We start from the raw sequence: 26,295 nt of genomic DNA, 5'->3' as shown, positions 1-26,295 counted from the left end.
GTCGATGAATTTCAATTGGGATGTGTTTTGGCAGTACCTGCTGCAGCCCAGTGGGGTCTACCTCACCGGCCTGTGGCTGACCTGCGTGATCAGCGTGCTGGCGATGCTGCTGGGCTGTGTGCTCGGGTTGGCCGCAGCCTTGCTACGGTTGTCGAAGAACCCATTGCTGCACATGCCCGTGCGCTTTTACGTGTGGTTGATGCGCGGCACGCCATTGCTGGTGCAGATTGTCTTCCTCTACACCGCGCTGGCGGCCGGAGGGGTGTTCCGCTTCGAGGACATCGAGCTATTCGGCCTGGTGATCCCCGGCAATATCCAGGCGGCGATCATTGCCCTGGGTCTCAACGAAGGCGCCTACATGGCCGAGATCATCCGGGCCGGCATCGGCGCGGTCGACAAGGGCCAGTATGAAGCCGGGCGCTCCCTGGGCATGACCTTCGCCAAGCTGATGCGCCGGATCATCCTGCCCCAGGCCTTTCGGGTCATCGTGCCGCCGCTGGGCAACGAGTTCAACGTCATGCTCAAGAACACCACGCTGGTCAGTGTGATCGGTGTGCAGGAGTTGCTGCTCAGCACGCAAATGGTCACGTCCGCGACGTTCCGGGTGTTCGAGTTGTACCTGGTGGTGGCGATCTATTTCCTGTTGCTGACCACCCTCTGGGGCTTTTTCCAGCGCTGGCTGGAAGCCCGTTTCGGGCAATCGGACCGACCATCGTCGCCGCCGGCCGCTACCCGGATGTTCGGGCGCAGCAGCCTTAAACTGTTGAGGGAGCGTTGACCATGGCGCACAAGAGCGAAGAACTGATCATCGAGGCGCTGGACGTGCACAAGTCCTTTGGCGACTTGCAGATCCTCAAGGGCATTTCCCTACAGGTGCGCCGTGGCGAGGTGGTGGTGCTGATCGGCGCGTCCGGCTCCGGCAAGACCACGTTCATCCGCTGCATCAACTTGCTGGAGGACATCCAGGCCGGGCGCATTCGTGTCAACGGCCGGGCCATGGGTTACCGCGAGCGCGCCGATGGCAGCCTGGTGCGTGATTCGGAGCGCAACATCGCCCGCCAGCGCCGGGACATCGGCATGGTGTTCCAACGCTTCAACCTGTTCCCCCACATGACGGCCCTGGAAAACATCATCGAAGCGCCGATCCAGGTGCTTGGGACGCCGCGCGGCGCTGCTCTGGAGCAGGCCCGCAGTCTGCTGGAACGGGTTGGCCTGGCGGACAAGGCCGACCATTACCCCTCGATGCTTTCCGGCGGCCAGCAGCAGCGCGTGGCGATTGCCCGCGCCTTGGCGATGAAGCCCCAGGCGATGCTGTTCGACGAACCCACCAGCGCCCTCGATCCGGAAACCGTCGGGGAGGTCTTGCAGGTGATGAAGGAATTGGCGGAGGACGGCATGACCATGGTGGTGGTCACCCACGAAATGGGCTTCGCCCGCGAAGTGGCGGACCGCGTGGTGGTGCTGGACCAGGGCGAGCTCATCGAGCAAGGTCCGCCGGAGCAGATCTTCAGTCATCCCAGCCATCCGCGTACCCGGGCTTTTCTCAGTCGCGTGCTTTGATTCATTTCGTCGGTGAAGAGACTTTGTCATGTTGAAATTTTCGGCTCACGAGTACCCGTATCCCTCGCAACGCCAGAGTGTCTTTGCCCGTCGCGGCATGGTGGCGGCTTCCCAGCCCCTGGCCGCACAAGCGGGTATCGAGATCATGCAAAAAGGCGGCAATGCCATCGATGCCGCCATCGCCACGGCGGCGGCGCTGACGGTGGTCGAACCCACCGGCTGCGGAATCGGCGGCGACGCCTTCGCCCTGGTCTGGAGCCAGGGCCAACTGCACGGCCTCAATGGCAACGGCCACGCGCCGGCGGCCCTGAGCATCGAAGCGGTCAAGGCCGCCGGCCATGGGCAGATGCCGCTCTATGGCTGGACGCCCGTGACCGTGCCGGGATGCCCATCGGCCTGGGCCGAGCTGTCGCAGCGTTTCGGCAAATTGCCTTTTGCCGAGTTGCTACAACCGGCGATCAGCTTGGCGCGAGGCGGCTTTGCGCTGTCGCCGGTGGTTGCCCATCAATGGCAGGCGGCTCTGGACGAGTTCACGCCCCATCGCGACCCGGTGCTGCAGGCATGGTTCGAAACGTTCCTGATCGACGGCCGCGCGCCGCGGGCCGGGGAGGTGTTCTGCAACCCGGCCCAGGCCCGGACCCTTGAAGAACTCGCCGCCACCCGCTGCGAAAGCCTCTATCGCGGTGCCCTGGCCGAGCGCCTGGATGCCCATTCCCGTGCCAGCGGTGGCTACTTGCGCAGCGCGGACCTCAAGGACTATCGCGCCCAGTGGGTCGAGCCGATCCACGTCAATTATCGAGGCGTCGATGTCTGGGAAATCCCACCGAGCGGGCAGGGCCTGGTGGCCTTGATGGCGCTGAAGTTGCTCGAAGGGTTCCGTTTCGATCACCGTGACAGCCAACAGACCTGGCACCGCCAGCTCGAAGCGATGAAGTTGGCCTACAGCGATGGTTTGCACTACATCACTGACCCTGCGCACATGCGCGTGGCCGTGGCGGACCTGCTCAGCGACGACTACAGCGACCGGCGCCGCGCGCAGATCGGCGAACAGGCGCAGCCACCCACGCCGGGCGATCCCCACGCCAGCGGCACGGTGTACCTGGCAACCGCCGATGCCGAAGGCAACATGGTCTCGTTCATCCAGAGCAACTACCACGGCTTCGGCTCCGGGGTGGTCCTGCCTGACAGTGGCATTGCCCTGCAGAATCGCGGGCAGGAATTCAGCCTCGATCCGGCGCATGCCAACTGCCTGGCCCCAGGCAAGAAAACCTTCCATACCATCATCCCCGGCTTCCTCACCCACAATGGCCAGGCCCTTGGCCCCTTTGGCGTCATGGGCGGCTACATGCAACCCCAGGGGCATGTGCAGATGGTCATGAACCTGGTGGATTTCGGCTTGAACCCGCAGGCGGCCCTGGACGCGCCACGCTGGCAATGGCTGGGCGGGATGAACGTGGGCATCGAGCACGGCGCGTCAGCGGATCTGGTCAACGCCCTGGCCCGGCGGGGTCATCAGGTGCAGGTCAGCAGCGACCTGACCCACCATGGGCGCGGCCAGATCATCCTTCGCGACCCGGTCAGTGGCGTGTTGTGTGGCGGGACCGAGCCTCGGGCGGATTCGCATATTGCGGTCTGGTGATGACGGCCGCTTCAGCGCACCCGCTCGCGGCTTTGCACCGCCAGGTCCAGCGCCTTCTGCATGTCCAGCCGCGCTGAACGGCCGACGTCCCGGTCGTTGAGCTGGTAGCGGCGCTCCGAAGGCAGGATGGGGGCGGTGAGGTCTTCCGCGTCCATCCTTTCGAAGTCGTGATTGTCACCGATGGTCATGGCGCTGCGGCGCAGCAGCATGCGCAATTGCTCGGGCTGCAACTGCGGATTGATGGACAGCATCGCCGCCAGCAGTCCGGCGACCATCGGCGTGGCGTAGGAGGTGCCGCAATGCACGGCGCCTTCCTCGCCAGCGCGGGTGGTCGAGGCGTGGGCGCAGGCGGCCGCGGTGATGTCGACGCGCATGTCGATGTTCGAAGAGCTGCGCTTGACCGCGTAGCCGGGGTCGTCCACGGCCACGTCCTCGCGCTCGCTGCGTTGATGCCCGCCGACCACCAGCAGTTGTTCGGTGATGAAGGAGGAGGGCAGGCGATATTCATCGGTGCCCGAGAACGACGAGCCGTTGCCGGCGGAGTTCACCACCACCACGTCGGGGTGTTCCTTGCGCAGCCACAGGAAGAACTCTTCCAACAGTTCCTCGTAGCCGCCCATGGCAATGCCCGAGCGCAGCAGGGAATCCACGTCATCGCCCTTGACGTCCTTGGCGCCGACGCGGTGGATGCCCCAGCTCCAGTTGAGCACGCGCACGCCGTCTTCCACCAGGTTGACCGAGGCGGCGATGTTGGCGGTGATCCCGGCATCGGAGTTGCGCTCGACGATGACCTCGAAGCCCCCACTGGCCTTGTCCAGGCCGCGCAGGAAACCGCTGTTGCCGCCGTCGTTCCAGCGCGCCGCGAGGATGCCGGCGACGGTGGTGCCATGGTTGTCCGGCTTGTCTGCGTCACGCGCGTAGACGCAGGTGCGCGGCAGCGTGCACGGCCCGACGTAGTCGGCGAAATCGGCGGTGTCGAAGTCGACGTCGCGCTCGATCAGGCCAATGCGCACCGGTTGCACCGGGATGGGAGCCTGGCGCCCGGGGATGCGTCGCAGGTAGTAGTTCACCGCGTCGAGGAAGCGATTGGCGGCCCATTCATCGGAGTCCGGCGAGGGCTTGTCGGGTTCCTCGGGGCGAGCCGGTGCCTGCTCGGCCTCTTCGGCGGCGGACTCCTCGACGACCACCGCATCGACACTGGTCTCGCCGCCCAGGCGCAGCACCAGGGCATCACGCTGGACCAGGTCCTTGGCCGGCAGGCGAAGCTGGTACAGGTTCAGTGGGGCGATGCGCCCGACCACCGTCGCCCCGTACTTGCGGGCCAGGCGCTCGGCTTCCTGGCGGCCATCGTGATCTTCTTCGATCAGCACGCTGACCAGGTCGACGTAGGTGGTCAAGCCATCCATATTCTTCGCCACTTCACCCGGTCCGGCGGCCAGCACATGGCTGTCGCGCAGGCTCAGCCAGGCGGCGTTGCTGCGGCGCGAACCGTCTTCCAGCCACAGCGGGCCGCTCTGGTATCCGCGGCTGGCCAAGCTTAGCCGCAGGGCGTTGCCCTCACGCCGGACCACGTCCGTAGGGAGTGCCTTTGCCCCCAGATGCAGTGTCGGAACGGCTTTGCCCAGCCCTCGCACGGTCAGGCACCAATCCTGGCGCCGATCGTCCAGCAGGTCGCCGCAGCGCTTGAGGCCCTCCAGGCGCAGCGGCTCCTGTGCCGCGCTCGCGCAGTGGCTCGCCAGGACAAACAAGGCCGCGAGGGCGGCGGAACGCAGGGGCATGGGGTGATTTTCCTTGGGAAGGGGCCTGATTGCTCCGACTGCCGGATTCACCGTAACGTTCCTTGGCGCGGTCAGCGGCAGAACTTCTCGATTGCCCACGCAACATCCCTGTGGCACCGCTCGCTGAGCGCACCAGGGTGTTGATCGAACATATGCGGCACGCCGGGGTACACATTGAGTTGGCAACAGGGGCGTAGGGTGAGCCGTCGGCACTGTGGTCCATGATGAGCACTCTGTTGATTTCCAGGTCCAGGGTTTCTCAGCGTCAGGCGCTTCCTGGAGTGGATGGAGAGTGAGCTGGGACATGGCTTTGTGTTCTGAGCGGGGGTGAGGATTCACTCGCTGTCGGATGTGTGCGTGGCCTCGATGGCGCCTTCGCGAGCAAGCTCGCTCCCACAGGACACCACTCCTCTTTGTGGGAGCGAGCTTGCTCGCGAAAGCGGCCCCTGATCCAACCCCTTTCACCTGCCCGCCACCACAAGCCCGTCGTTGCGCGCGGCGCATCACTGTGTTGCCCGAAGCACGGATTCTCCTGATGCACGCCGATCTTTAGCCTGGATGACACTTCCTTATCTTGACGAGGTGTCATCATGCTCACGGGCAATCCAGCGGCTACGGCCTTTGCCAAAACGAGTGCTTCACTGTCCGGCCTGATGGTCGCGTTCCTGGCATTCTGCTGCGGCGCGGTCGTGGCCAATCTTTACTATGCGCAGCCGATCGTCGAACTGATCGCGCCGCAGATCGGCCTGTCCAGTGCCAAGGCGAGCCTGATCGTGTCGCTCACGCAGTTCGGCTACGCCCTGGGGTTGTTGTTCCTGGTGCCGCTGGCCGACCTTCTGGAAAACCGGCGTCTGGTGGTAGGGCTTACGCTGGCGGCGGGCGTCAGCCTGTTGTTGGCAGGGCTGTCCCAGACGCCCTCGATGTTCCTGGTTTTTTCGCTGTTGATCGGCCTGACCTCGGTGGCCGTGCAGATCCTCGTGCCATTGGCGGCGCATCTGGCGCCGGAGGCCAGCCGTGGTCGCGTGGTGGGCAACATCATGAGCGGCCTGCTGCTGGGGATCCTCCTGTCGCGGCCGCTGTCGAGCCTGCTGGTCGAAGCGTTCGGCTGGCGTGGGGTATTTTTCAGCGCGGCGGCCTTGATGGCGCTTATCGCATCGGTCACGGCCGTGGCTTTGCCCCGCCGGGAACCCACTCATCGGGCCAGTTATGCGGCGTTGATCGGTTCGGTACTGGCTTTGGCGCGGCGGCATGCGGTCTTGCGTGAGCGCTCGCTGTACCAAGGGTTGTTGTTCGCCAGCTTCAGCCTGTTCTGGACCATCGCCCCCATCGAATTGATGCGCAACCACGGCTTCAACCAGACCCAGGTCGCGCTGTTTGCCCTGGTGGGCGCAGTGGGCGCGATCGCAGCGCCCATCGCCGGGCGCCTGGCCGATGCCGGCCACGGTCGCAAGGGCACGCGGGTGGCGCTGTTACTGGCACCGATTTCCTTGCTGATCGCGGCATTGCCCGGCCACGGCTATGTTGGCTTGGTGGCGTGCGCCGTGCTGCTGGATTTCGCCGTGCAACTGAGCATGGTACTGGGGCAACGCGAGGTATACGCCCTCGACCCCCACAGCCGGGCGCGGCTCAATGCGGTGTACATGACCAGCATCTTCGTGGGGGGTGCCTTGGGCTCGCTGGTCGCCAGTCCACTCTACGAGCAATTTGGCTGGACCGTCTCGGCCCTCGCGGTGGCCGTGATTCCAGCTCTGGCGCTGGTGCTGTTCTTGGCGCGCGGGGTCCGCGCGGCGCCAGTGGCCCGCGGCCAATAGTGTGGTGACGCACCGTGCGGCAAGACGGCGGGCCAACGGTGATGCACAATCGGCACCGTTCGTTCTTGATCGGAAGCCATTCATGGACAAATTGCTGGCCCTGAAGATGTTTGTCGAGACCGTGCGCTGCGGCGGTTACTCCTCGGCGGCGCGCAAACTCGGCATCGCCACTTCGTCGGTCACCCGCCAGGTCGCGGGGTTGGAACAGGCGCTGGGGGCCAGCCTGCTCAACCGGACGACCCGCCACATCAGCGTCACGACTGCCGGGCAGGCCTATTTCGAAAAAGCCGTGGCGATTCTGGAAGCCATGGATGAAGCCGATGCCTTCGTCGCCGACCGGGGAAACGAGGCCAAGGGGGCGTTGCGAGTCAGCGTGCCGGTGGAGTTCGGTCGCCGCATCATCGCGCCGCACTTGAACCGTTTGCTGGAGCGTCATCCGGGGTTGGAGATCAGCGTGTCGCTGAACGACCAGGTGGGCGATCTGTTGAGCGAGCAGATCGACGTTTCGGTGCGCTTGGGGTCGACGGTTGTCAGCGAAGAGATCGTCAGCAAACGGCTCGGCGGCTTCCAACGCTGGGTGCTGGCAAGCCCCAGTTACCTGCAGCGCCATGGCGTACCCGCTCATCCCCGCGACTTGCTTGAACATCAATGCCTGCGCTTCGATTATGGCGGCACCCACCCGCAATGGACGTTCCGGGCCAGCGGTGAAACCCTCTCGCTGAATGTGCGGGGACGCTTGCACAGCAACAACGCCGATATCCTGCGCGAGGCCGCTATTGCCGGCGGCGGCGTGACGCTGCTGGCCGACTGGCTGGTGCGCGAGGATGTCGCCCAAGGCCGATTGATCCGGCTGCTGGAGCAATACGAGGTCAATCCGGGCAGTGCCAGCACCTGCATCAACGCGTTGTACCTGCCCAATCATCGAGGTTCGAGCCGCATCAACGTGTTCATCGAGTTTCTCCAGCAGATTCTGGCGGCGGCGTGAAAACGGCTCGCGCTGGGCTGTCTTGGGGCGCTAGCGCAATAACTGCCGTTGTCGTCGGGCCGGTGCGCTGGTGGGGAACAACACCTCGGTCGGCCGATAGCGGGCAATGCCACAGGCCGCCGCCAGGCGCTGGCGTTGCTGGCCGTGGACAAGGGCTTTGCGGTAACTGTTTTCGCTCTGGGGCAAGCCCAGCGTGTAGCCGATGCCCGGTTGGAACTCGCTTTCATGGGCCTGCCACCAGGCGGCGACTGACGGCGGATCGGGCCACGGCAAGTCTTCGTCGGGGTCCATGGCGACCTGTGGGTCTGCCGGGTCGTCGTTGGGGCCTGCGTCGAAATCCGGCGGGTCCCGCCGCTCCAGATCGAGCAGCCCCAGGTCAGCGCCGGTGATCAGGCTGAAAGCCTCGCCAGCCAAGCGGGCGTAGGGCGGCTCGCTCATTTGCTGGATCAGCCACGGCACGCTGACCGGGTCACCCAGCAAGCCCAGGGCCTGGATGCCGATGCGCTGTTGTGCAGGGTTCTGCAGCACCTGGCGGATCCAGGCAATGCTGAGGTCGCGCGGCTGCCAGGCCAACAACACGCAGAGTGCGCGGTACTGGAACTCCCCCGGTTGCTCGGCGAACGGGCGCAGACTTTCCAAGGCTTGTTCATCGCCCATCTGCGCGCAGGCCCACTGGCTCCAGAAACGCACGCCTGCATCCGGATGCAGGCGATGGGCCTGAAGCATTGGCAACAGGTTACGCCGACGCAACTCGCCGGCCGTTCGAGCGGCACGCGCCAGGACACTGGGTTCAGCCTGGGCCAGCTCGCTTGGCAGGGCCTGGCCAGGGTCGCGACGATGCATCCCGCAGGCAGCCAGGCCGAGGCGTCGGAACAACGGTTCGGAGGAGGCGAGCATGCGGTCGATCCAGGGCGAGACACACACCCAGTCCAACCAGCCCAACGCCATCAGGTAGCCACGCTCCGTTTCCGCCGCGCCTCGCACGTGCTCGCTGAGTCGTGACAACACCTTCGCATTGGCCGACTGGAAGGCCAGCACCACACAGGCGAACAGTTCACCGACCGAGTGTGGACCCAACTGGGCCAGCAACACCTCCAGTCCCTCCGGACCGGCGATGCGCAGCCCATCGAGATGGGCGTCGATCCGTTCGTCCAGGTTGCCGAGGTCATCGAGATCGTAGTGGGGCGCACGCACGGCGTAGTCGTGCAGGAGAATGAGAAAGCAGGCCTCTTCGGCGTGTTGTTCGATTATTGTTGAGATGGAGGCCATGACGTCTCTGTCTTGCGCGTGTCTGCTTCCAGCGTAGACGTCAGCCAGCCGCTTGGGAGTCTGTTAGGGCAGCGGGTGGCCAAAGAAATAGCGCTTACCCACCTCAAAGGGCTGGGGCGATGCCAGGTAGCGATCCAGGATGGCCGCGGCATTGAGCGGCTGAAAGTCGCCGTTCCTGGCGTAGAAGCTGGAGCAGTCGACACCGCTGTACACTTCGAACTTGCGTCTCCAGACGAGGAAGTTGCTCCAGTCGATCCACGTCTCGGTGTCACCAGGCATCAGCGCCTTTCGCATCAGCCAGGCTTGTTTGTTCAGGTCGATGGGCTCGCCGCCGGAAATCGAACACCGGTCGCTGCCATAAGCGTTCTGCAGTTCGCGCAGGCGTGCGTCGACCGCATCTTTGTATTGGCTGTCGCTCAAGCCGCTGTCAAAGAATTCGGGTTCGTTCTCGACAGGGTCCAGCAGGTTGGTCAGGTTGGCCTCCACGGCCGCCCGGTCGGCCCGCCGCGTCAGCGTTCGCCACGCCTCGACCATGAACGGGATCAGCCACAGCACTCCCGACCACTGGGCCGCCAGGCACGCCTCGATGCGAAGGTACGGCGGGGCTTCGAGCATGAGTTCGGCGAGGAACTCCAGGTCGCTGTCCAGGCCGGCATCGGCGGTCAGGCCAAGGCAGGCCGAGACCAGTGTTGGCGCGCAATCCTTGTCCAGGATCCATTGGCGCAGGTGTGACACATGGCTGTAATCGCCACGCTTGGCACTCTCCAGGATCGAAGCCAGCGCCAGCCACGGGTCATCGCTGCGCCATCCCTCAGGTGACAATACTTGCGCCGGGACGGGGCCGGCGTAGTGGTATCCGCGCCCCTTCCAATAGAAGCAGTCCTGAAGGAAGTCCGGTCTCTGGGTGTACGTGTAGATGCTGGTATTCATCATGCGGGCCTTGGGAAACTGTTGATGCGCGCCTCTTGGAGCGTACTCAACTCGCCTTCGAGTTTCTCGCACTTCTTGCCCGTGGGCGCAAGATTTCCTTGCCCCGCCGGACACCCCCCGGCGGCCTTGGGAACCCTGTGCGCCACGGGTTCTCCCTGGCCCACGCCTTTCCACTCCATGTAGGCTGGCCGATTTATCGTCCAGTCCGTCTCGATGTTACTTTTCTCCCGCTTGCTGGTGACGTAGTACTTGTTGCATCCACTGGGTTTTTTTCCGGCAGGAGGCAGCAGGTGCCGGCACTGGGGATTGGCCCGGACCTTGGCGAGGAGGGCGGCGTTCCCGGGGTTCTGGGCCGTGCCATAGAATTGTTCCTCCGACATGAATTCACCGTTCGCCTGGGCCTTGGAATGCGCCGTGCCGCCGCAGCATTCACATTTGTGTTTGCCCGCCACCTTGGCGTCTTGCTGGACCGGGGCGTACTTGGCGGTATTGACCATCGGCACTGCCGCATTGGCCGCCGGGCTGGCGTGGTTCGAGGTGGTGAGGTCGGTGTGCCGGTCGACGTTCTGGCCTTCGAACAGCACGTCCATCGACCATGAAATAAAGTAGGTCTTGCCGGTGATGACGTGGGTGATGACACCGGCGCCCTGGCTTCTTGTCGCCGGTTCGTCACCCAGCGGTGAAGTTTTGTAGAACGAAAGGTTTTTCAGCATCACCTCCTTGTTCTTGATCTTGACCGTGCGGCTGCCTTTCTTCATGTCCTTGGAAAATGAAGTGTCCGGGTAGGGGACCGGAATGGGGCCTGCCGGCGGCGGCGGAGGGGTCAGGCAGACATCCGGAAATGCCGCGATGACTTTGCCACCGCCTGCCTTGCAGGCAATCTCATCGCCGTTTGCGTAGACCTCGCAGCTCATGGGGCACCCCCGGATTGACGCGGGTCACGCACCACTGCAACGGCCCGTGCGCCTTGCAAGGCGCTGGTCAAGCAGATCGCGGTGCTGCCTGGTGCATAGCCCTTGCGCAACGCCTGGTCGGCGAGGATCAACTGGGCGATGCCGGCCACCGCTCCGGTGTCGCCCATGGCCTGCGCCCAGTGCCAGAGAGGCTGGTCCTCTTTTCTCACCGTGCGCCACAGCCGGGCTTCCATCAGGGGGATTTCCTTGAACCCGTATTGCTCCCCCGTGGCATCGGACAGGCGCAGGTCAATCTGGTGCAGCCCCAGGTTCGACTGTGCCAGCGCAGCCCGCGCGGCCTCGGCCAGGCCCTCTGCCCGAAAGGGCTTGCACGACAGCAAAGGTGCCTGTTCCTGGCCAAATCCCAGGCCACAGATTTGCAGGCAGGTGTCCGCTTGCCGGCGGGCCTGGACCAGCACGGCCGCGGCGGCTTCGCCTGGAAACAGGCCGTCCACGTGAGTGCTGGTCTTCAACCGGCGATGTTGGTCCAGCCACTGTAGTGTCGATGCGTTGAGCAGCGAGTCGACTCCGCCCACCACGCAAGCGGGGACGCCCGCTTCGAAGATCAAGCGACTGGCTTCATGCAGGGCGCGCAGGCCGGCCACATGGCCGCACGGGATGACTTTCGACAGGCCGGGGTGGAACTGTATGCCCAGCCGCGTGGCGAGATCCTGAAGAATGGTCTGGGCCAATGCCCTGATATCGACACCCGGACGTTCGGGTTCAGCCAGGCACAGGAGCAAGGGCACCTCCTTGAAGTCCTGTGTTGGCGCGTTCTGTATCAGTTCGGCGAGCGCCTGCATAAAGAGTTTGGACAGGCGCGGCGAGGCCGGCAAATCCAGGTCCAGGGTGGGCACCGCCGCGCCGATGATGGGTTCGCCGTCGTTGTCCAGGAACGGCAGTTCCGAAAGCGCTGAAAGGCCTGCGCGCCTGGCGGCACAGGCACTGGCAACGCACAGGCCCACCGGGCTGACCATGCCCGTGCCGGTGATGAACAGGGGCGGCGTCATAGGGTGTGTTCCGAAGGCGGATAGGCTTCTTTCGTCCACGCAATGAGCTGATCCAGTGACTCGAAGTGTTGCTTGCCCCGCATGCGTTCTTCGTAGGCCTTGGCCTGTTCGAACTGACGGGCTGTCTGCCCGACGATGACGCGGGCGACCTCCCTGATGTTGCGCCCAAGCGGCGATGACGCTCGCCACGTCAGGGTGAATCGCCTGGCGTCAGGTTCGAGAATGACTGTGTCGACGACGGCTGCGCTTTCCCGGGTGCTGCCATCGTGCAGGATGATCAGCATCGGCAGTTTCAAATGGGCCGGAAGCCTGAATGCCGAGCGGCCCTTGTCGTCAAGGTTGAGCAGCGCCACCTGCTCACCCCCTTGCGGGTAGTCCATTTGCTGGTCCTGCGGCGCACTCTGGAAGTAGCGCACGTCAAAATCCTCCGGCAGAAACGGAAACTGCTGATCGAGCCATTTCTGATCGTACGTGCCGGCCCATTGGACCCGCTGCCGCCAGGCCCGTCCCACGGGACCCAACGCCATCGGTTTGTAATGACCGTCGGGCGCAGTCACGGGCTGGTCCAGCTCTTCGGTAGTGGGCAGCGGCAGGCCATTGAGCTGCGTGGGATCGGCGCCGGGGTGGTAGCCGACCCCCACCGGGTTCCACGGGTACCACGGATGCTTCGTCGCGTCTGCGGCCGTCCGGTCCACGCCGCCAAAGGCCTGGGCATAGGTGATCGGCATCCTGGTGAATGGAAGCGGCCTGCCGACCGCGTAGGAGAAGGCGCCCGCTTCATAAATGCGTGGCCCGACCACTTTGAAGGCCTTGACCAGCGAGCCGATCTTCATGGCAACGTTGACATCGGTGGCCGGCACGCCATCAGGGGCGTGGCAATGCCCATTGAGCAAGACATCGCAGCGTGGCTTGTAAAGGGCAAAGTCATTTTCGTAAGACGCCGCTGATTCCCCGGGGTCGCCGGGGAACACATCGGCCGTGACCAGCGGCACCTGGTCGTCCAGCAGCCGGGGCTCGTGCACGGGGTGCCCGGGGATGCCATAGGTGCCTTTCGCGACCATGACTAGCCACTCGCGGCCGGTCTTGTCGGTTGCGCTCGTGTAGCCGCTGGCCAGGCGGGTCTTGTTTATCCATTCCATGGCATGACGGTCTCAGTTGATCTGGACGGAACCGCCCTTGATACGGTTCACACCGGTGGAGCGGCTGGACAGGTAGGCTCCTCGGATCAGCACCTTGCCTTCGCGGGTGAGGGTGATGCTGGCCTTGCCACAGCGCAGGACGATTTCCCGTTCGGCGATGAACTCCATGCGCTCGCCGTCCAGTTGGGCCACCGGCGGCACGCTGGTTGGCGGCGAACGCTGGATGCGACCGATCACCAGTGGCCGCGCCGGGTCGCCCGCCTCGAACATCAGTGCGAGCTGTACGCCAATGTCTTCGCGGCACAGCGGTGTGGTGCTGCGCGCGGCGAGGCCTGTGTCATTGGGGCAACCGGGAAAGCCCACCACCGGGGCGTCGGCGCTGGGCACGTCCAGCAGCACACCGATGACGACACCGTCCAGGCGCGTGTCCTTGCAGGCGGGAAGAGGCTGTGAAACGGTCATGGCGCACGCTCCAGTTAGTTCTGCAGGACTTTCTGGCCTTTGACGACCACGTTCCTGTCGGCCTTGATCTTGATGGCACCGGAACCGTCGACAGTAATGTTCTTGCCGCTGATCATGATGGTGCCGTCCTTCTTCAGAGTGATGCTGGCCGCCCCGGTGGTCAGGGTGATCGAGTCACCGGCGGTGAGCGAAAAGTGCTTGCCGACGTCCAGGCTGTCGTTCTGCTTGATGTTGGTGGTACGGCTCTGGTCGACATCGCGGGATTCGTTCTGGCCGACGTGGGTGCTGTGGTTGCCGGTGATGTCGGTGCTCTGGTTGCCGCTTATCTCGATGCCTTCATTGCCCTTGACCGTTTCGTTGCGGTTGCCCGCAATCCCGATCGTTTCATTGCCACCGACATCCTCGGTGCGATTGCCCACAATCGTGATGGCCTCGTTGGCGCCGACTTTTTCCGTGCGGTTCGCTCCGATGGTGATGTGCTCGTTGCTGCCGACTTTCTCGGTACGATTGACCCCGATGGTGATTTTTTCATGGTTGCCGACCTCCTCGGTGCGGTTCACACCGATGGTGATGGTCTCGTTGTTGTCCACCGTTTCCGTGCGGTCGTGCTTGACGTGCACGGTCTCGTCGTTGTCGATGGTCTTGCGGCGGTCATGACCGACCCAGTGGGTTTCGTCGTTCTCGACCTCGATGTCCTGGTTCTTCTCGGCGTGGATGAACAACTGTTCCGAGCCTTTCTTGTCCTCCATGCGGATTTCATTGAAGTTGGCCGGCGAGCCGCCCTTGCTGGAACGGCTTTTCACACCGCTCTGGGTGGCATTGGCGGGGAGGGCATAGGGCACGGTCTGTTCGGCGTTGTAGACACGGCCGGTGATAATCGGCCGGTCGGGGTCACCTTCCAGGAAACTGACGATCACTTCCTGGCCGATCCGTGGCAGGTGCATGGCGCCCCAGTTTTTGCCGGCCCAGGCCTGGGACACGCGAATCCAGCAGGAGCTGTTCTCGTTGGACTGGTCGTGACGGTCCCAATGGAAGTGCACCTTGACCCGGCCGTATTGGTCGGTCCAGATCTCCTCGCCGCTGGGGCCTACCACCACGGCAGTCTGCGGCCCGCGAACAATAGGCATGGGGGTCAGCGGGAGCGGGCGGAAGGCCTGGTGGGCGTCCATGCAATCCAGCTCGCTGACGAACTGTTCGGCCAGGTCCGATTGCCCGCTCTCGTAGGGGTCCTGGCGGATCTGGTAGCGTGCGACCACCACCAGGTACTCGCGATTCTGGTCCGCCCGGTCGTACCCCGTCAGCTTGAACAAATGGCCGGCACCCAACCCACGGGCGAGACCGCGCAACTGCACCCGCTCGAACTGGCTGTGAATGGCTTCGATACGCGTACGGGCGTAGTGCTCACCGTCGTTGCTTTGCAGGTATTCACCGGGGTAGTCGTAGAGCGGATAGTCGCCGTTGCTGTGGCTGCGGCCGACACTTGAGCGTACCTCGAGGCTGGCGCGGGGACGCTGGAAGTCGTAGTCGTTCAACGCCAGCGAACCCGGCTGCACTTCCCGCGCCAGTTGCCAGTCGTAGAAGTGATCGCGCTCGCGCATTTGCCGGTCGGGTGGATAGAAGGGCACCGAGGCGTAGTCCGGCACCGTGGAATGGGCGCCGTAGGCATCGGCCAGCACCAGCACATGGCGCGCCTGTTCGTGTCGGAAGTAATAGTAGATGCCTTCCTGCTCCATCAGTCGACTGACGAAGTCGAAGCTGGTTTCGCGGTACTGCACGCAGTATTCCCACTCGCGGTAGCTGGCGCTCAGGCTGTCTTCGAAATCGGAAAACCCAAGGTCGCGAAACACCTGCTTGATGATGTCCGGGACGGTCTTGTTCTGGAAAATCCGGCAGTCGGACGTACGTGTGAGCAACCAGAACCAGGGCCGCAGGCTGACACGGTAACCGGCGAACTGGCCGTGGCCGGTCAACTGGCGGCAGCCGCAGACGACGCCATGGAAGTGCCGCTTGCCTCCGTCGTGCAGCTCCAGCGCCAGGCCCATCGGCTTGCCCAGCAACTGATCGAACGTGATCGCGCGGTTTTCGGACGTCAGGTCCAGCTCATAGTGAAAACACCGCCCCAGCTCTTCACTGCCTTCCATACCCTGCAACACCAGGACATTGCCGCCGAGTGGACTGTCGACTTGCACCAGGCGGTTGTTTTGCGTGATCTCCATATCGCCTCGTCATTGACCCGAGACAGCGCTGAACTGTGTTTCAAGATAGGTGACACGACAGGGTTGGTTAGGCTCGTTAGCTATAGGGGTTATTTCAAATGCTCCAGCCGGGGGGGACGACGTGATTGGCGCATACCGTGCACCTTTGTGGCCGCGGGCTAAGCTCAAGAGGCCACTCATGGAGGATGACGCGATGCCCGCTCAGAACGAAGCCAGTGTAGCGTTGGATTTCACCCAACACTTTTCTCTGGCGTTTCAAAACAGCGACTATTACCAGGACTTCTGCGATGTAGGAGCGCTTCTGTCAGCGGAAGAAAATTGTCGGGGCCCGCTGGCGTATCTGGAACAACAGTTATTTATCCTGTTCTCAGAGCGCGTAATGGCTGCCCAGGGGGCGTTACGCGCCAAGAACATCGACATTACGCCGGACACCTTGCTGGACCTGTTCAATCATTTGAGCGGCATGAGGAAACAATGGAACAGGGGAACACCCGCTGAGTTTAATGAACTGGCCGAGATCGCGAAGAAAACCACCAGCAAGCTGCTGACCACCGTGTTATCGCGCTGGGAAGCCGATAACGGCTTCGCTGTCGACAAGGAATTCTTTTCCAGCAAGCATTTGCCGGCGGACTTGCTGGTGGGCAACGTGCTGTCGCTGTTCAACGATCAACTGGCATCGGGACGCCCCTTCAAGGACCTCGGCGCCGGCCCACAGCACGGCGAACATACCCACAGAATCCAGTGGTACCTGATCGGCATCGGGCTGAAACTCGGCCCCAAGGCTGGCGCCATGTTCAGGAATGTCAAACGCTGGATCAGCCGCCAGCCCATCACGTCCATCGACCAATCCAACACTGTCAGGCGATACCTCTGGGAGTATTTGTTCGACAGAGAGGGAGACCCGTCGAATGCCGCATCGGTTGCGTTCAGATGCACGGACAAGCTCGACTTCCGTGCGCCCAGCAACTTGAACAGGTTTCTAATGGACGATGCGCAGCGCGGGACGTATCCGCTCTTGAATTGGTGTTTGAACTACCGATTTGACAAACGTACCCACCAACGTGCGGGGATCGAGTATGTGTCTTCCAAGGTTTCCGATCGGAATGTCAAAAAAGTTGCGAACGCCTACGAGCGCCAGTTCGTCGAGCCTGGTGACAACCGGCTGCTCAGGGCTTTCAACAGTGGTTTGTTCATTCGCAGGGGGCATCTTATCAATGGGGTTAAATGGCAGAACTGGCCGGATGATCTCTAGTTGAAGATGCTTTGACGCAAGACCAACTATGGGCGCCCGTGAACCGTCATCCCCCTAATCACCGTCTCGGCATGCTGCCGGGCAAGCGCTTGAAGGTCGGGCGCGTAGGGACTGAACAGGCCGAATATCTCTTTGAACAAGGCCCCCGCGATCATCGGGCCTAGCACGGAAAACGCATAAAGAGTCGGGTCGCCAGGACGAACTTCACCGCGTTGTTGCGCCTCGCCAATGATCCCCGTCATCAGTTTCAGCAGGTGGGCCACGACGTTGTCGTGCCAGATCGTCGCCAGGTCAGGGAACGTTCTGCTTTCAGCGATCACCAGCCGGGCCAGGGCAGGAACGCGGCTGTCACCCAGGCGTCCGGCCGCGCCGCTGAGTATCAGGGGCACCAGGTCGCGCAGTGGTCCTCGATAGCCTGTCGACACCTGCTCGATGTCTTGCAGGTTGATCGAAACGGCGTGCTGCACAACGGCACGAAACAGGTCTTGCTTGGTGTCGAAGTAGCGATAGAGCGTGCCTTTGACCACGCCGGCGCGCTTCGCCACGTCGCCCAGCTTGGCCGCGGCGAAACCACATTCGGCAAACACATCCAGCGCCGCGTCGATGATCTCGGCGGGGCGTGCGTCCTTGCGCCGGTTCCATTTGGGTTTGGTATCCGTAACGTCCATCGCCTGGCCTGAGTGCTTCAAACCGGCAGTATAAAGCCGCGCTCACTGAAATAGCGGTTTAACGCGGCGATGTCCGCATTGGGGTCAGCCAGTGCCACGTAGGTGTCCGGACGCAACAGATACACGGCGTCTCGCGCCATCCCGGCCTTTTGGTGCTCAGGCTGCCAGGCGAAGACGTGCAGCGCCATGCCGCAGGCCTGGCACCATTGCACCAGGTCGGGCCTGGCCTCACCGTAGACATGCACCTGCCAGCCAATGGCACGCAGGGACTCGTAATTGTCCGCACCGGGCGTGGGCACCCACGGCAGCCGATCACCGCCCTGGACGTCACCTGCCTGCCCCTGGCTCAACGGACTCTCGTGGTAGTTGAGGGTGGTTTGCGAAATGACACGAAACAGGTACTCACGCACGTTTTCGCGCTTGTACGCGACACTCGCGAACACGGGGACTATGCGGGTGCGCACGAAGTCGGCGAACCCGCCTTGGGCGGTTGCGAACGTGAACACTTTGTCGGTGGTCTCGACGAGCTTGTGGGCAAAGGCCTGGCGCTCGGTCTGATAACTGTCGAGCAAGGTCTCGCCAGCCTTGCCGTTCAACACCGCGGCCAGTTTCCACGCCAGATTGATCGCATCGAGAATCCCCGTGTTCATGCCTTGGCCACCTGCTGGGCTGTGGACGTGGGCGGCGTCGCCCAGCAGAAACGCTCTGCCATGGCGGAACCGATCCGTGACGCGATGGTGGACGCGATAGGTGGAAAACCAATTCACGGCGCTGATCTGGATGTTCAGGCCATCGATCGCGTCGTGGCTGACATCTGCAAATGTCAGTGCTTGCGGAGGCTCGGCACGTTCGTCCCGGGCGGTGCCAATCAGGCGATAACGATCCGCTTCACCGTAAGACAGGACCAGCACGAACTCGGACTGGTTGAAAGCCACATGGGCTTCCCCGGCAGGCTCAACGCCGCTGGCGGTGACATCGGCGACGTAAAAAAGCTGCTTGTAGGTGCCGCCATCGAAACCGCTGCCGGTCGCATGACGAACGAGGGAACGGGCGCCGTCGCAGCCGGCCAGGTAAGACGCCGTGAACGTTACCTCGTGCCCGTCGGCATGTCGCAGGAGGGCCGTGACCTGGCCTGGCTCTTCCTCGAAAGACAACAGTTCGGTCTGGCGTTCGACGTCGATACCAACGCCCTGGAGCTGTTCGATCAGCAGGCGCTCGTGACGATCCTGCGGGTAAATCAGGACAAACGGGTAGGGCGAGATCCGTGCGCCCGCATCGATCAGTGGCAAGCGTGCTTTGCGATCACCACGGGCCCACATGTTCATGGCGGGTGTCTTGTAACCGGCATCCACCACTGCATCGGCCATGTCGAGCTGGCGATATAACTCCAGGGTGCGTGCCTGCACCGCCATGGCGCGAGACGTTTCACCCGGGGCGCTGCTCTTGTCCACTATCCGGACGGCAACGCCTTGCCGATGGAGCCAGAGCGCAAGCGTCAATCCAGTGGGGCCGGCTCCCACAATGAGCACATCTGTCTGTGGCATGAACTGGCCTCACGACTATTAATGACCTTTGAGTCATTAGTAGTCTTGAAGGCTGGTGCTGTCAATGATGGGGCTTGGGCGTTGGGCCAGATAGGGTCATGGAGGAAGGCGAACCCAGGCGTATTCCCTGGGAACTGGTTAGAACAACCTTGAATCCATTACCATCAGGCCGCTTTTCGGCAATCCCAAGTCGCTGAAATGGCTGGGGGCAATGGAATCAGGGAGAGATGGATGTACGTCAATCAAAAATCCGGCAGGTTTATCTTGCTGGCCTGCGTGTTGGTGGTGAGCGGTTGCACTTCGTTTTTGCAGGGCAAGCAATACATCGTTCCCGGGGCCGATGACCCCGCCGCAACCGTTCGCCTCAAAACAGGCGGTGGTGCGAGGCTCGATGCCATGACGTTTAGCGACAACGGTTGCTATGCCGGTTACACGACCCTGCCTTCAAACGGCGACCACATCGAATCCCGGGTGGCTGCGAACAAGGAGCTGATCCTGACCTACTGGAAAATCACAGGAAGCAGCGCTTGTAAGATCCCGTTCTCCTTCACGCCACAGGATGGAGCCACCTACACCCTGGTCCAGGGCTCCTGGAGCGAACCTAAGGCAGGCATTCTTCCTATCTTCAACCGCGACGAGCATTTCTGCGGGGTAGGCGTCATCAAAAAAGTCGGCGATCAAGAGAGCGTAGAACCCATTCAACAACTGAAGATCAAGACCGGGTTCGCCTGCCTCAAGTTCGTCAAGTAAGCATGTCACCTCGTAGTCTGTGCCTTCGACTAGCGCGTCACGGTATTGCGGATATACCGCGCCGGCGACGAGCCCAGCGTCTTGCGAAACATGCTGATGAACGAACTCACTGACTCGTAGCCGAGCGCCTCGGCGGTGCGTTGTACCGACTCGCCCTCGGCCAGGTTCTGCAGGGCCACGATGATTTGCCATTGCTTGCGCCATTGGCCGAATGTCAGCCCGGTTTCGCGCTTGATCAGGCGCGCCAGGGACCGTTCGCTCATGGCGACCTGATGGGCCCACTGGGCCATGGTGCAGCGATTCGACGGGTCTTGCGCCAGGCTACGGGCGATGAAACGCAGTTGCGTCGAGGCGGGAAGCGGCAGGTACAGCTGTTCGGTGGGCGCCAGTTCCAATTGTTCGAGGAGGACGCTGGCCAACCGCGCCTGGGTACTGGCCGGCGGATAGTCCTGGGGCTGGGCGCTCAGGTGCAGGATCAACTCCAGGATCAGCGGGGAAAGCACCAGCGTGCAGCATTTTTGCGGTAGCGCGGCGGCACCGGGTTCCACGAACAGGTAGCCGATCTTGCCGTTGGCGGTCACCCGGTTGCTGTGGGCGATACCACCCGCAATCCACACGCCGAACCCCGACGGCACCATCCAGACCCCATCCTCCACGGTACACACGATGCCCCCGCGATAAGCCACCACCAACTGGCCTTTGCGGTGCGTATGCACGGGGAATTCGGTGTCGTGTCGCTGGCTCCCCAGCATCAGCGCGACGGCGGGCTGTTCGAAGCTGTCCAGTTCAAATTGTTCCATCGCCGAGAGATGCGTCTGGTCCATGCCGTCTCACTCAAGTTGTCTGAATTTGATTATAGGTTGGCAGCATACTCAATATCGGCACGTCCCTGCAGTGCTTAGCATCGTCACCAAGGCCATCAAGGTGATTGCCGACTGCGAGACGCAACCGATGCTGAGTGAAATCACAATTGCCCACCTCTACCTGCCTCCCTTCTTGCTGTACGTGGGGGTTGCAGCCCTGGTGTACGGGGCGCTGGAACGAATCATGCGGCGCTGGCTGGACTGGACCTGGCACCCGGAGATGGCGCGCTTTTTCGTGTCGCTGATCGTCCTCTCGCTGCTGGTCTTGAAGGGGTGAGGGCGGCGCAATGATCATCAAACAAGTGCTCAAGGTGCTCGTCACCCTTGGACTCGGGCTGATTGCCCTGCTGTTTTGCTCGCAGTTGTGGCGTGCCTATGAGTTGGCGCCCTGGACGCGGGACGGGCGGGTCAGCGCACACGTCATCCGTATCGCCCCTGAGGTGTCCGGCCAGGTGGAGCGGCTGCGGGTGGGCGACAACCAATGGGTGGCCAAGGGTGATCTGCTGTATCAGATCGACCGCAGCGCCTATTTGCTCGCCGAGCAACAGCGCACGGCCGAGTTGGGCGAGGCGCGCAGTGTCTTCGAACAGCGCAGCACGCAGTTCAAGCGTCGTCATCAGTTGGGCGATGCCATCGCGCAGGAGGAGATCGACAACGCCGCCCGTGACCTGGCAGTGGCCAAGTCGCGCCTGGACGCGGCCCAAAGCCAGTTGGCCCAGGCGCGCCTTGACCTGGACCGCACGACCATTCGCTCGCCGGTGGACGGCTACGTGACCCAACTGCGGCTCCAGCCCGGTGACTACGCGTCGGCGGGCCAGACCAACATCTTTGTGGTCGATAGCCATAGCTTCTGGGTCACCGGGTACTTCGAGGAAACCAAGTTGTCGGGGATTCGGGTCGGCGCCACGGCATCGATCAAGCTCATGGGGTTTGCGACGCCGCTTGAAGGGCATGTGGCGAGCATGGGCAGGGGCATCGCCGACGGCAATGAGCTGCGCAGCAGCAACGGCTTGCCTCAAGTGGCGCCAACGTTCAGCTGGATACGCCTGGCCCAACGGGTGCCGGTGCGGATTGAACTGGACAAGGTGCCGGCGGATGTGGAATTGGCCGCCGGGATGACTGCCAGCATCGAGGTCGCCGAGGCAGGGGCCGCGCCACGTTGGAGGCTGACGCAGTGGCTTCAGGCTTTCCTGTGATGGCCCGCGGGTTGCAAATGCTCGGGGCACGGCTCGGCGCATGGAACCTCCAGCCTTCGGGCTACCTGCTGCGCAGCCTCGCGGCGGCCACTCTGGCGCTATGGCTGGGCTTCCAACTGCACCTGGAGGCGCCGTTCTCGGCGGCTTCGACGGTGTTTTTGCTGATCCATCCGCTCCAGGGCGCGGTGGTCGGCAAAGGCTTCAATCGGGTGCTGGGAACCGTGGTGGGACTCGTTGTCGCGTTGCTCCTGACCGGTCTGTTCGCCCAGAAAATGCTGCTGTTCATCCTCGGGATCGGGGTATGGCTGGGGCTCTGCGTCGGCGCAATGACCCTGCTGCGGCACTACCAGGCCACGGCAGCCGTGGTTGCCGGCTACACCGTCTGCCTTGCCCTGGGGCCGGCCATCGTCGCGCCGCAGTTGGGTTTCGATCATATCGTGGCGCGGTGCACGGCGGTCGTAGTGGGGGTGTTGAGCCTGAGCCTGGTGGCCACCTTGTTCAGCCGCAAGACCGTCGAGCCGAAACTGCGCCTGGCCCTCCAGGACATCTGTTCCCGCACGCTGCAGTGGCTGGCCATGCAGCTCAAGGCGGAGCAGGGTGCGCACCCGGCGATTACGCAACGCCAGCTCGCCCTCGACATCAACAAGGTGGATGAGCTGCTCGGGGTCGGTCGCGGCGAGTCCTTTGTGATTCGCGCCAGGCAGGCGAACCTGCAGGCGGGGCTGGCGTACCTGCACGCCGTGGTCCTGGACGAATGCACGACCGATCGGTGTGTCTCACCTGCCTTCACCCAAACGGGCATGGCGTTGCAACAACTGGCCGACGCGCTACCCGGCTTTCGCGCAGCGGCCGATCGTGTCCGGGCGCTGCAAACTCGCCTGGCGCAAGCACCTGACCACACGACGAGCCAGCAGCGCTTGGAGGACCAACTGGCTGACCTGTCCAGCGCCTTGGTGAGCTTCGCCAGCCTTGAGCATGCGCCCCAGGCGCCTGCTCGCGCGGTGGGTTTCCATCGTCACTATGCAGACGCGTTGCGTAACGGCTTGCGAGCGCTGCTGGCGACGTTGGCAACCGCAGCGTTCTGGTACCTGTCTGCCTGGGACCAAGGGCCGACGCTGTTGGCGGTGTTAGGGCCGTGCTGCACGTTACTGGCCACCAGCCCGGCGCCCACCCAAGGCCTGGCGCGCTTCTTCGAGGGCACTGTCTACGGAATATTGGCGGCAGCGGCGTGCAAATTCCTGGTGCTGCCACACCTCAGCGGCCTGGCGCTGCTCACGGTGGTGATGATCGCGTTCTGGGCCGTGGGCATTCAAGCCACGACCCGCCCGCGTCACGCCCTGCAAGGCATCGCCTACCTGATTGGCTTCAACACGCTCGTCAGCACAGGCCTGGCTGCCCAGTACGATTTTGCCGACTTTGCCAACCAGGCGCTCGCGTGGCTCGTGGCGCTTGCCCTATGCGTGCTGGCCTTCCAACTGGTGCCGGGAAAACCCCACCGCCACCCACACGTGTTGAGGAAGGCGATTCACCAGGACACCCACCGACTGCTTCGTCATGGGCACCGGATTGACCTGTTCAAGTGGCAGGCCAGGCAGCAACACCGATGGGTGACCTTGCAGGCGTTGGCAGCGGCCGATGAATCGCAGACTGCCCAGGCCGACGCCACGGCCCTGCAACTGAGCCGGCAACTGATTCGGCTGCAACGCAAAACCCGCGACCTGGCTCCCGAGTCATCGACTGGTCAATGCGCGCGACGGGGCGATCGACGGATTTCGACCTCTGCCTCCGACCCGGCGATCAGCGCGGCCCAGGCCCGTCGAACCGCAAGCTCACTGACCCGCCTCGGCGCCCACGACCTGGCTGCCGATTATCGGGAGCTGGCGAGGCTGCTCGAAACGTACGCACACCTTGTCAGCGCGGATAAGCGCAAACGCTTTCGTTAACACAACCCAGGTGAAATGAAATGAAGCCACTTCTTGTTCCAATCCTATTCGGTTTGATCATGTCTGTTCCATGGAGCGTCCAGGCTTCGGACGGCGCTGATGCGCTGGAGCGTCGCCAGCAGGCCCTCAAGCAAGAGCAGACGCGCCCGGCGGGCAACGAGGACTCAACGGCCCGAGCGCCCAAGGCACAGAAACAGAAACCGTCCTTGGCGAGCTGATCACAACGCCGGCCCTGATGAATCAGGATTGCCAACGCGGGCGCCCGACCATTGCCCTTGGTTTTAATACATACAAAGCATATGCTCTTCATATACGAAACGTATGGAGTGAAACCAATGGGCATCGTGAACATCGACGACGAACTGCATGATCAACTGCGCCGCGCTACCAAAGTGTCTTGCCGTTCCATCAATGCGCAGGCGGCTTTCTGGATCAAGGTCGGACTGCTATGCGAAATGAACCCCGATCTGAGCTTCAACGAGGTCATGCGCCGTGAGCTCGGCAGCGCCGGCGTGCGGGCCCAGCCACTGGTGATGAGTTGAGCATGATCAAGAATCCGCAGCAGATCGCGCTGATGGCGGAGTCAGGGCGACTGCTGGCGTTGGTGTTCGAGCGGCTGGACCAAACCCCGCTCGCAGGAATGTCGACCCTCCAGGTCGATGCCATGGTGGAACGGTTCATCGTCGACGATCTCAAGGCCCGACCGGCGAGCAAGGGCCAGTATGGCTTTGGGTTCGTGCTCAATTGCTCGGTCAACGAGCAGGTTTGCCACGGCGTGCCATCGCCCTCCAGGATTCTGCGCGATGGCGATATCGTCAATCTCGACATCACCCTGGAAAAGAACGGCTATATCGCCGACTCCAGCAAGACCTACCTGATCGGCAATGTCAGCGCCGCTGCGCGGCAACTGGTCCAGGTCACGTACGAGGCGATGTGGCTCGGCATCCGCGCGGTACGCCCAGGCGGGCGGCTGGGTGACATTGGCGCGGCGATCGAGCAACACGCCAGGCGCAATGGTTACTCGGTGGTGCGTGAATACTGCGGCCATGGCATCGGCCAGCAAATGCACGAAGAACCCCAGGTGTTGCACTTCGGCAAGCCAGGCACCGGCCTGGTGCTGCGCGAGGGGATGGTGTTCACCATCGAGCCCATGCTCAATCAGGGCAGCAGCCACGTCAGGACCCTGGCCGATGGCTGGACGGTGGTGACCCGGGACGGCGCACTCTCCGCGCAGTTCGAACACACCGTGGCGGTGACTTCATCTGGGGTGTCGGTGCTGACGTTGCGCTCGGATGAGTTGGACGGGCGTCCGGTGCCGGCCCTGTAGTCTGGGTGCCGTTAGAGGCGCTCGCCCTGGAGGTGCTCACGAATGAGCTCGGCCAGTAGCCGTGCCGGTTCGGTCAAACCCTGGCCAGAACGATGGATCAACCCGATATCACGGTGAAAGGTGTGCACGCCGAGGTCCAGTGCTCGCACGCCCGCCGGCCAGGGCGGGTTCTGCGTCGTTTGCGGTACCAGCGCAACCCCGACGCCGTTTTCGACCAGTTTGACGATGGCCTCCAGCTCATCCAGTTCGAAGACTTCGTGCGGAGTGACGTGCATCTGGCGCAGGAAGCGATCGACCTGCCTGCCACCGAAGGAGGATCGGTCGTAGCGAATGAAAGGGTGGGTGGAAAGCAGCGCCGCCCAATCGTCCCCTGGCACCTGGCGCGGCACGATCAGGCGGTAGGGCTCAAGCGCCAGGGTCGTCCAGCGCAGATCGCTGTGCAGCGAAAAGGGCGGTCGAATGATCACGGCCAGGTCGATCTCGCCAGCGTCGACCAGGTTTACCAGTTCCATCGACAGTCCCGGGATGACACGCGTGCGGCACAGTGGGCTTTGCTGGTGAAACCGGGCCAGGGCAACCGGCAGGTAGGAGCGCTGCACGGACGCGATCGCACCGATGTTCACCCGCACGCTCGCTGGTTGCCCCACCGCCGCGGAGCCCAGGTTGTCGTAGAGCTTGAGCAATTCCTGAGCCTGCAGGAGTACCTGCTGGCCCATGGGGTTGAGATGGGCCGTGCGGCCTTTTCTGTCGAACAGCTCGAAGCCGAGCTCGGCCTCCAGGCGCTGGACCTGCGCGCTGACAGCGGCCTGCGTGAGGCCGATTCTGTTCCCGGCAGCGGCAAAGGTGCCTTCGCGCGCCACCGCAATGAGCGTCTTGAGTTCTTTGATCATTCACAAATATTAATTGTGCTTCTAAGAAATATATATTGATTTTTCTAGTTGGCTTTACCCGCTACGATGCGTTTGTTCCCCCGACAACCGCTGCCAGGCGCCATGACGAT

25 protein-coding genes are annotated in these 26,295 nt (G+C 63.0%); 13 read left to right on the top strand and 12 right to left on the bottom strand.

Annotated elements, in window-relative coordinates:
- Window positions 1–4: 4 nt before the first annotated feature.
- Genes V5F23_RS13840 through V5F23_RS13830 form a run of 3 tightly spaced genes read left to right on the top strand, consistent with a single transcriptional unit; the run spans window position 5 to window position 3,199 of the window.
- Window positions 5–778, top strand: a complete 774-nt coding sequence (locus V5F23_RS13840; protein ID WP_042731708.1) for an amino acid ABC transporter permease — start codon at window positions 5–7, stop codon at window positions 776–778.
- A gap of 2 nt (window positions 779–780) precedes the next feature.
- Complete coding sequence (locus tag V5F23_RS13835; RefSeq protein ID WP_042731709.1) at window positions 781–1,560, top strand: amino acid ABC transporter ATP-binding protein; 780 nt, start codon at window positions 781–783, stop codon at window positions 1,558–1,560.
- Window positions 1,561–1,588: 28 nt separating this feature from the next.
- Window positions 1,589–3,199 carry a gamma-glutamyltransferase family protein gene (locus tag V5F23_RS13830; RefSeq protein ID WP_338498793.1) on the top strand — a complete coding sequence of 537 codons (1,611 nt, stop codon included), beginning with the start codon at window positions 1,589–1,591 and terminating at the stop codon, window positions 3,197–3,199.
- An 11-nt stretch (window positions 3,200–3,210) separates the two neighbouring features.
- Here V5F23_RS13830 and V5F23_RS13825 read toward each other — a convergent pair whose 3' ends face one another.
- Window positions 3,211–4,977 carry a S8/S53 family peptidase gene (locus tag V5F23_RS13825; RefSeq protein ID WP_338498791.1) on the bottom strand — a complete coding sequence of 589 codons (1,767 nt, stop codon included), beginning with the start codon at window positions 4,975–4,977 and terminating at the stop codon, window positions 3,211–3,213.
- Between the two features lie 590 nt (window positions 4,978–5,567).
- On the opposite strand from V5F23_RS13825, the gene V5F23_RS13820 reads away from it, so the two are divergent.
- Together V5F23_RS13820 and V5F23_RS13815 are read left to right on the top strand one after the other, a co-directional pair.
- The gene (locus tag V5F23_RS13820; protein WP_338498790.1) at window positions 5,568–6,788 is read left to right on the top strand and encodes an MFS transporter; all 1,221 of its coding nucleotides are present in this window, start codon (window positions 5,568–5,570) and stop codon (window positions 6,786–6,788) included.
- An 82-nt stretch (window positions 6,789–6,870) separates the two neighbouring features.
- Entirely contained in the window at window positions 6,871–7,773 is a 903-nt protein-coding gene (locus tag V5F23_RS13815) for a LysR family transcriptional regulator (protein WP_338498787.1), read from the top strand.
- Window positions 7,774–7,803: 30 nt separating this feature from the next.
- Here V5F23_RS13815 and V5F23_RS13810 read toward each other — a convergent pair whose 3' ends face one another.
- The 7 genes from V5F23_RS13810 to tssI all read right to left on the bottom strand — a co-directional run bounded on the left by V5F23_RS13810 (window position 7,804) and on the right by tssI (window position 15,752).
- Complete coding sequence (locus V5F23_RS13810) at window positions 7,804–9,042, bottom strand: TIGR02270 family protein (RefSeq protein WP_338498786.1); 1,239 nt, start codon at window positions 9,040–9,042, stop codon at window positions 7,804–7,806.
- Window positions 9,043–9,105: 63 nt separating this feature from the next.
- Window positions 9,106–9,972, bottom strand: coding sequence for a hypothetical protein (locus V5F23_RS13805; RefSeq protein ID WP_212803820.1), 867 nt, complete (start codon window positions 9,970–9,972; stop codon window positions 9,106–9,108).
- Window positions 9,972–10,886, bottom strand: a complete 915-nt coding sequence (locus tag V5F23_RS13800; RefSeq protein ID WP_042728586.1) for a DUF4150 domain-containing protein — start codon at window positions 10,884–10,886, stop codon at window positions 9,972–9,974. Before V5F23_RS13800 ends, V5F23_RS13805 begins: the two co-directional genes overlap by 1 nt.
- Window positions 10,883–11,935, bottom strand: coding sequence for a 3-oxoacyl-ACP synthase (locus V5F23_RS13795; RefSeq protein WP_042728587.1), 1,053 nt, complete (start codon window positions 11,933–11,935; stop codon window positions 10,883–10,885). The genes V5F23_RS13800 and V5F23_RS13795 overlap by 4 nt, the downstream gene beginning before the upstream one ends.
- Window positions 11,932–13,074 (bottom strand): DUF2169 domain-containing protein, encoded by a 1,143-nt coding sequence (locus V5F23_RS13790; protein ID WP_338498781.1) that lies wholly within the window; start codon window positions 13,072–13,074, stop codon window positions 11,932–11,934. Before V5F23_RS13790 ends, V5F23_RS13795 begins: the two co-directional genes overlap by 4 nt.
- Window positions 13,075–13,086: 12 nt before the next feature.
- Window positions 13,087–13,536 (bottom strand): DUF6484 domain-containing protein, encoded by a 450-nt coding sequence (locus V5F23_RS13785; RefSeq protein ID WP_047738580.1) that lies wholly within the window; start codon window positions 13,534–13,536, stop codon window positions 13,087–13,089.
- A 14-nt stretch (window positions 13,537–13,550) separates the two neighbouring features.
- Window positions 13,551–15,752: a type VI secretion system tip protein TssI/VgrG gene (gene tssI / locus V5F23_RS13780; protein WP_338474761.1), complete on the bottom strand. Its 2,202-nt coding sequence runs from the start codon at window positions 15,750–15,752 to the stop codon at window positions 13,551–13,553.
- A gap of 178 nt (window positions 15,753–15,930) precedes the next feature.
- Between tssI and V5F23_RS13775 the strand changes: the two genes are divergently transcribed.
- Window positions 15,931–17,004 (top strand): LirA/MavJ family T4SS effector, encoded by a 1,074-nt coding sequence (locus V5F23_RS13775; protein WP_123579046.1) that lies wholly within the window; start codon window positions 15,931–15,933, stop codon window positions 17,002–17,004.
- Window positions 17,005–17,030: 26 nt separating this feature from the next.
- On the opposite strand, the gene V5F23_RS13770 is transcribed toward V5F23_RS13775, so the two are convergent.
- Both V5F23_RS13770 and V5F23_RS13765 read right to left on the bottom strand, forming a co-directional pair.
- A complete protein-coding gene (locus V5F23_RS13770; protein ID WP_338498778.1) occupies window positions 17,031–17,672 on the bottom strand; it encodes a TetR/AcrR family transcriptional regulator in 642 nt (213 codons plus the stop codon).
- A 17-nt stretch (window positions 17,673–17,689) separates the two neighbouring features.
- Complete coding sequence (locus V5F23_RS13765; RefSeq protein WP_338498776.1) at window positions 17,690–19,216, bottom strand: FAD-dependent oxidoreductase; 1,527 nt, start codon at window positions 19,214–19,216, stop codon at window positions 17,690–17,692.
- 231 nt (window positions 19,217–19,447) lie between these two features.
- Here V5F23_RS13765 and V5F23_RS13760 point away from each other — a divergent pair, with 231 nt between their 5' ends.
- Window positions 19,448–19,966 carry a hypothetical protein gene (locus V5F23_RS13760; protein ID WP_047738574.1) on the top strand — a complete coding sequence of 173 codons (519 nt, stop codon included), beginning with the start codon at window positions 19,448–19,450 and terminating at the stop codon, window positions 19,964–19,966.
- A 29-nt stretch (window positions 19,967–19,995) separates the two neighbouring features.
- Here the strand turns inward: V5F23_RS13760 and V5F23_RS13755 are convergent, their stop codons facing one another.
- Window positions 19,996–20,790: a helix-turn-helix transcriptional regulator gene (locus V5F23_RS13755; RefSeq protein WP_042728597.1), complete on the bottom strand. Its 795-nt coding sequence runs from the start codon at window positions 20,788–20,790 to the stop codon at window positions 19,996–19,998.
- A gap of 127 nt (window positions 20,791–20,917) precedes the next feature.
- Between V5F23_RS13755 and V5F23_RS13750 the strand changes: the two genes are divergently transcribed.
- The 6 genes from V5F23_RS13750 to map all read left to right on the top strand — a co-directional run bounded on the left by V5F23_RS13750 (window position 20,918) and on the right by map (window position 25,295).
- Complete coding sequence (locus V5F23_RS13750) at window positions 20,918–21,106, top strand: DUF1656 domain-containing protein (protein ID WP_047739556.1); 189 nt, start codon at window positions 20,918–20,920, stop codon at window positions 21,104–21,106.
- 10 nt (window positions 21,107–21,116) lie between these two features.
- Entirely contained in the window at window positions 21,117–22,025 is a 909-nt protein-coding gene (locus tag V5F23_RS13745) for an HlyD family secretion protein (RefSeq protein ID WP_212803816.1), read from the top strand.
- Entirely contained in the window at window positions 22,025–23,968 is a 1,944-nt protein-coding gene (locus V5F23_RS13740) for an FUSC family protein (protein ID WP_338498772.1), read from the top strand. The genes V5F23_RS13745 and V5F23_RS13740 overlap by 1 nt, the downstream gene beginning before the upstream one ends.
- Before the next feature lie 59 nt (window positions 23,969–24,027).
- Complete coding sequence (locus tag V5F23_RS13735) at window positions 24,028–24,186, top strand: hypothetical protein (RefSeq protein ID WP_185057671.1); 159 nt, start codon at window positions 24,028–24,030, stop codon at window positions 24,184–24,186.
- Between the two features lie 117 nt (window positions 24,187–24,303).
- Window positions 24,304–24,510: a ParD-like family protein gene (locus V5F23_RS13730; protein WP_042728600.1), complete on the top strand. Its 207-nt coding sequence runs from the start codon at window positions 24,304–24,306 to the stop codon at window positions 24,508–24,510.
- Between the two features lie 2 nt (window positions 24,511–24,512).
- Window positions 24,513–25,295: a type I methionyl aminopeptidase gene (gene map, locus V5F23_RS13725; RefSeq protein WP_042728601.1), complete on the top strand. Its 783-nt coding sequence runs from the start codon at window positions 24,513–24,515 to the stop codon at window positions 25,293–25,295.
- Between the two features lie 11 nt (window positions 25,296–25,306).
- On the opposite strand, the gene V5F23_RS13720 is transcribed toward map, so the two are convergent.
- On the bottom strand, window positions 25,307–26,185 hold the full coding sequence (locus tag V5F23_RS13720; protein ID WP_338498770.1) for a LysR family transcriptional regulator: 879 nt from the start codon (window positions 26,183–26,185) through the stop codon (window positions 25,307–25,309).
- Window positions 26,186–26,295 lie beyond the last annotated feature (110 nt).

It is taken from the genome of Pseudomonas sp. WP18 (assembly GCF_036689585.1).
Lineage (GTDB): Bacteria > Pseudomonadota > Gammaproteobacteria > Pseudomonadales > Pseudomonadaceae > Aquipseudomonas > Aquipseudomonas chlororaphis_E.
Note: the sequence above shows the minus strand (reverse complement) of the source record. Positions and strands in the feature narration are given on the sequence as shown.

What these genes read in the sequence shown, in the direction of transcription:
- V5F23_RS13825 (WP_338498791.1), bottom strand. Translation starts at nt 4,977, where the DNA reads ATGCCCCTGCGTTCCGCCGCCCTCGCGGCCTTGTTTGTCCTGGCGAGC.
- V5F23_RS13730 (WP_042728600.1), top strand. Translation starts at nt 24,304, where the DNA reads ATGGGCATCGTGAACATCGACGACGAACTGCATGATCAACTGCGCCGC.
- V5F23_RS13775 (WP_123579046.1), top strand. Translation starts at nt 15,931, where the DNA reads ATGGAGGATGACGCGATGCCCGCTCAGAACGAAGCCAGTGTAGCGTTG.
- V5F23_RS13740 (WP_338498772.1), top strand. Translation starts at nt 22,025, where the DNA reads ATGGCCCGCGGGTTGCAAATGCTCGGGGCACGGCTCGGCGCATGGAAC.
- V5F23_RS13770 (WP_338498778.1), bottom strand. Translation starts at nt 17,672, where the DNA reads ATGGACGTTACGGATACCAAACCCAAATGGAACCGGCGCAAGGACGCA.
- V5F23_RS13835 (WP_042731709.1), top strand. Translation starts at nt 781, where the DNA reads ATGGCGCACAAGAGCGAAGAACTGATCATCGAGGCGCTGGACGTGCAC.
- V5F23_RS13815 (WP_338498787.1), top strand. Translation starts at nt 6,871, where the DNA reads ATGGACAAATTGCTGGCCCTGAAGATGTTTGTCGAGACCGTGCGCTGC.
- V5F23_RS13790 (WP_338498781.1), bottom strand. Translation starts at nt 13,074, where the DNA reads ATGGAATGGATAAACAAGACCCGCCTGGCCAGCGGCTACACGAGCGCA.
- V5F23_RS13750 (WP_047739556.1), top strand. Translation starts at nt 20,918, where the DNA reads ATGCTGAGTGAAATCACAATTGCCCACCTCTACCTGCCTCCCTTCTTG.
- V5F23_RS13745 (WP_212803816.1), top strand. Translation starts at nt 21,117, where the DNA reads ATGATCATCAAACAAGTGCTCAAGGTGCTCGTCACCCTTGGACTCGGG.
- V5F23_RS13820 (WP_338498790.1), top strand. Translation starts at nt 5,568, where the DNA reads ATGCTCACGGGCAATCCAGCGGCTACGGCCTTTGCCAAAACGAGTGCT.
- V5F23_RS13795 (WP_042728587.1), bottom strand. Translation starts at nt 11,935, where the DNA reads ATGACGCCGCCCCTGTTCATCACCGGCACGGGCATGGTCAGCCCGGTG.
- V5F23_RS13810 (WP_338498786.1), bottom strand. Translation starts at nt 9,042, where the DNA reads ATGGCCTCCATCTCAACAATAATCGAACAACACGCCGAAGAGGCCTGC.
- V5F23_RS13735 (WP_185057671.1), top strand. Translation starts at nt 24,028, where the DNA reads ATGTCTGTTCCATGGAGCGTCCAGGCTTCGGACGGCGCTGATGCGCTG.
- V5F23_RS13840 (WP_042731708.1), top strand. Translation starts at nt 5, where the DNA reads ATGAATTTCAATTGGGATGTGTTTTGGCAGTACCTGCTGCAGCCCAGT.
- V5F23_RS13800 (WP_042728586.1), bottom strand. Translation starts at nt 10,886, where the DNA reads ATGAGCTGCGAGGTCTACGCAAACGGCGATGAGATTGCCTGCAAGGCA.
- V5F23_RS13765 (WP_338498776.1), bottom strand. Translation starts at nt 19,216, where the DNA reads ATGCCACAGACAGATGTGCTCATTGTGGGAGCCGGCCCCACTGGATTG.
- V5F23_RS13805 (WP_212803820.1), bottom strand. Translation starts at nt 9,972, where the DNA reads ATGAATACCAGCATCTACACGTACACCCAGAGACCGGACTTCCTTCAG.
- V5F23_RS13755 (WP_042728597.1), bottom strand. Translation starts at nt 20,790, where the DNA reads ATGGACCAGACGCATCTCTCGGCGATGGAACAATTTGAACTGGACAGC.
- V5F23_RS13830 (WP_338498793.1), top strand. Translation starts at nt 1,589, where the DNA reads ATGTTGAAATTTTCGGCTCACGAGTACCCGTATCCCTCGCAACGCCAG.
- V5F23_RS13785 (WP_047738580.1), bottom strand. Translation starts at nt 13,536, where the DNA reads ATGACCGTTTCACAGCCTCTTCCCGCCTGCAAGGACACGCGCCTGGAC.
- V5F23_RS13720 (WP_338498770.1), bottom strand. Translation starts at nt 26,185, where the DNA reads ATGATCAAAGAACTCAAGACGCTCATTGCGGTGGCGCGCGAAGGCACC.
- V5F23_RS13760 (WP_047738574.1), top strand. Translation starts at nt 19,448, where the DNA reads ATGTACGTCAATCAAAAATCCGGCAGGTTTATCTTGCTGGCCTGCGTG.
- tssI (WP_338474761.1), bottom strand. Translation starts at nt 15,752, where the DNA reads ATGGAGATCACGCAAAACAACCGCCTGGTGCAAGTCGACAGTCCACTC.
- map (WP_042728601.1), top strand. Translation starts at nt 24,513, where the DNA reads ATGATCAAGAATCCGCAGCAGATCGCGCTGATGGCGGAGTCAGGGCGA.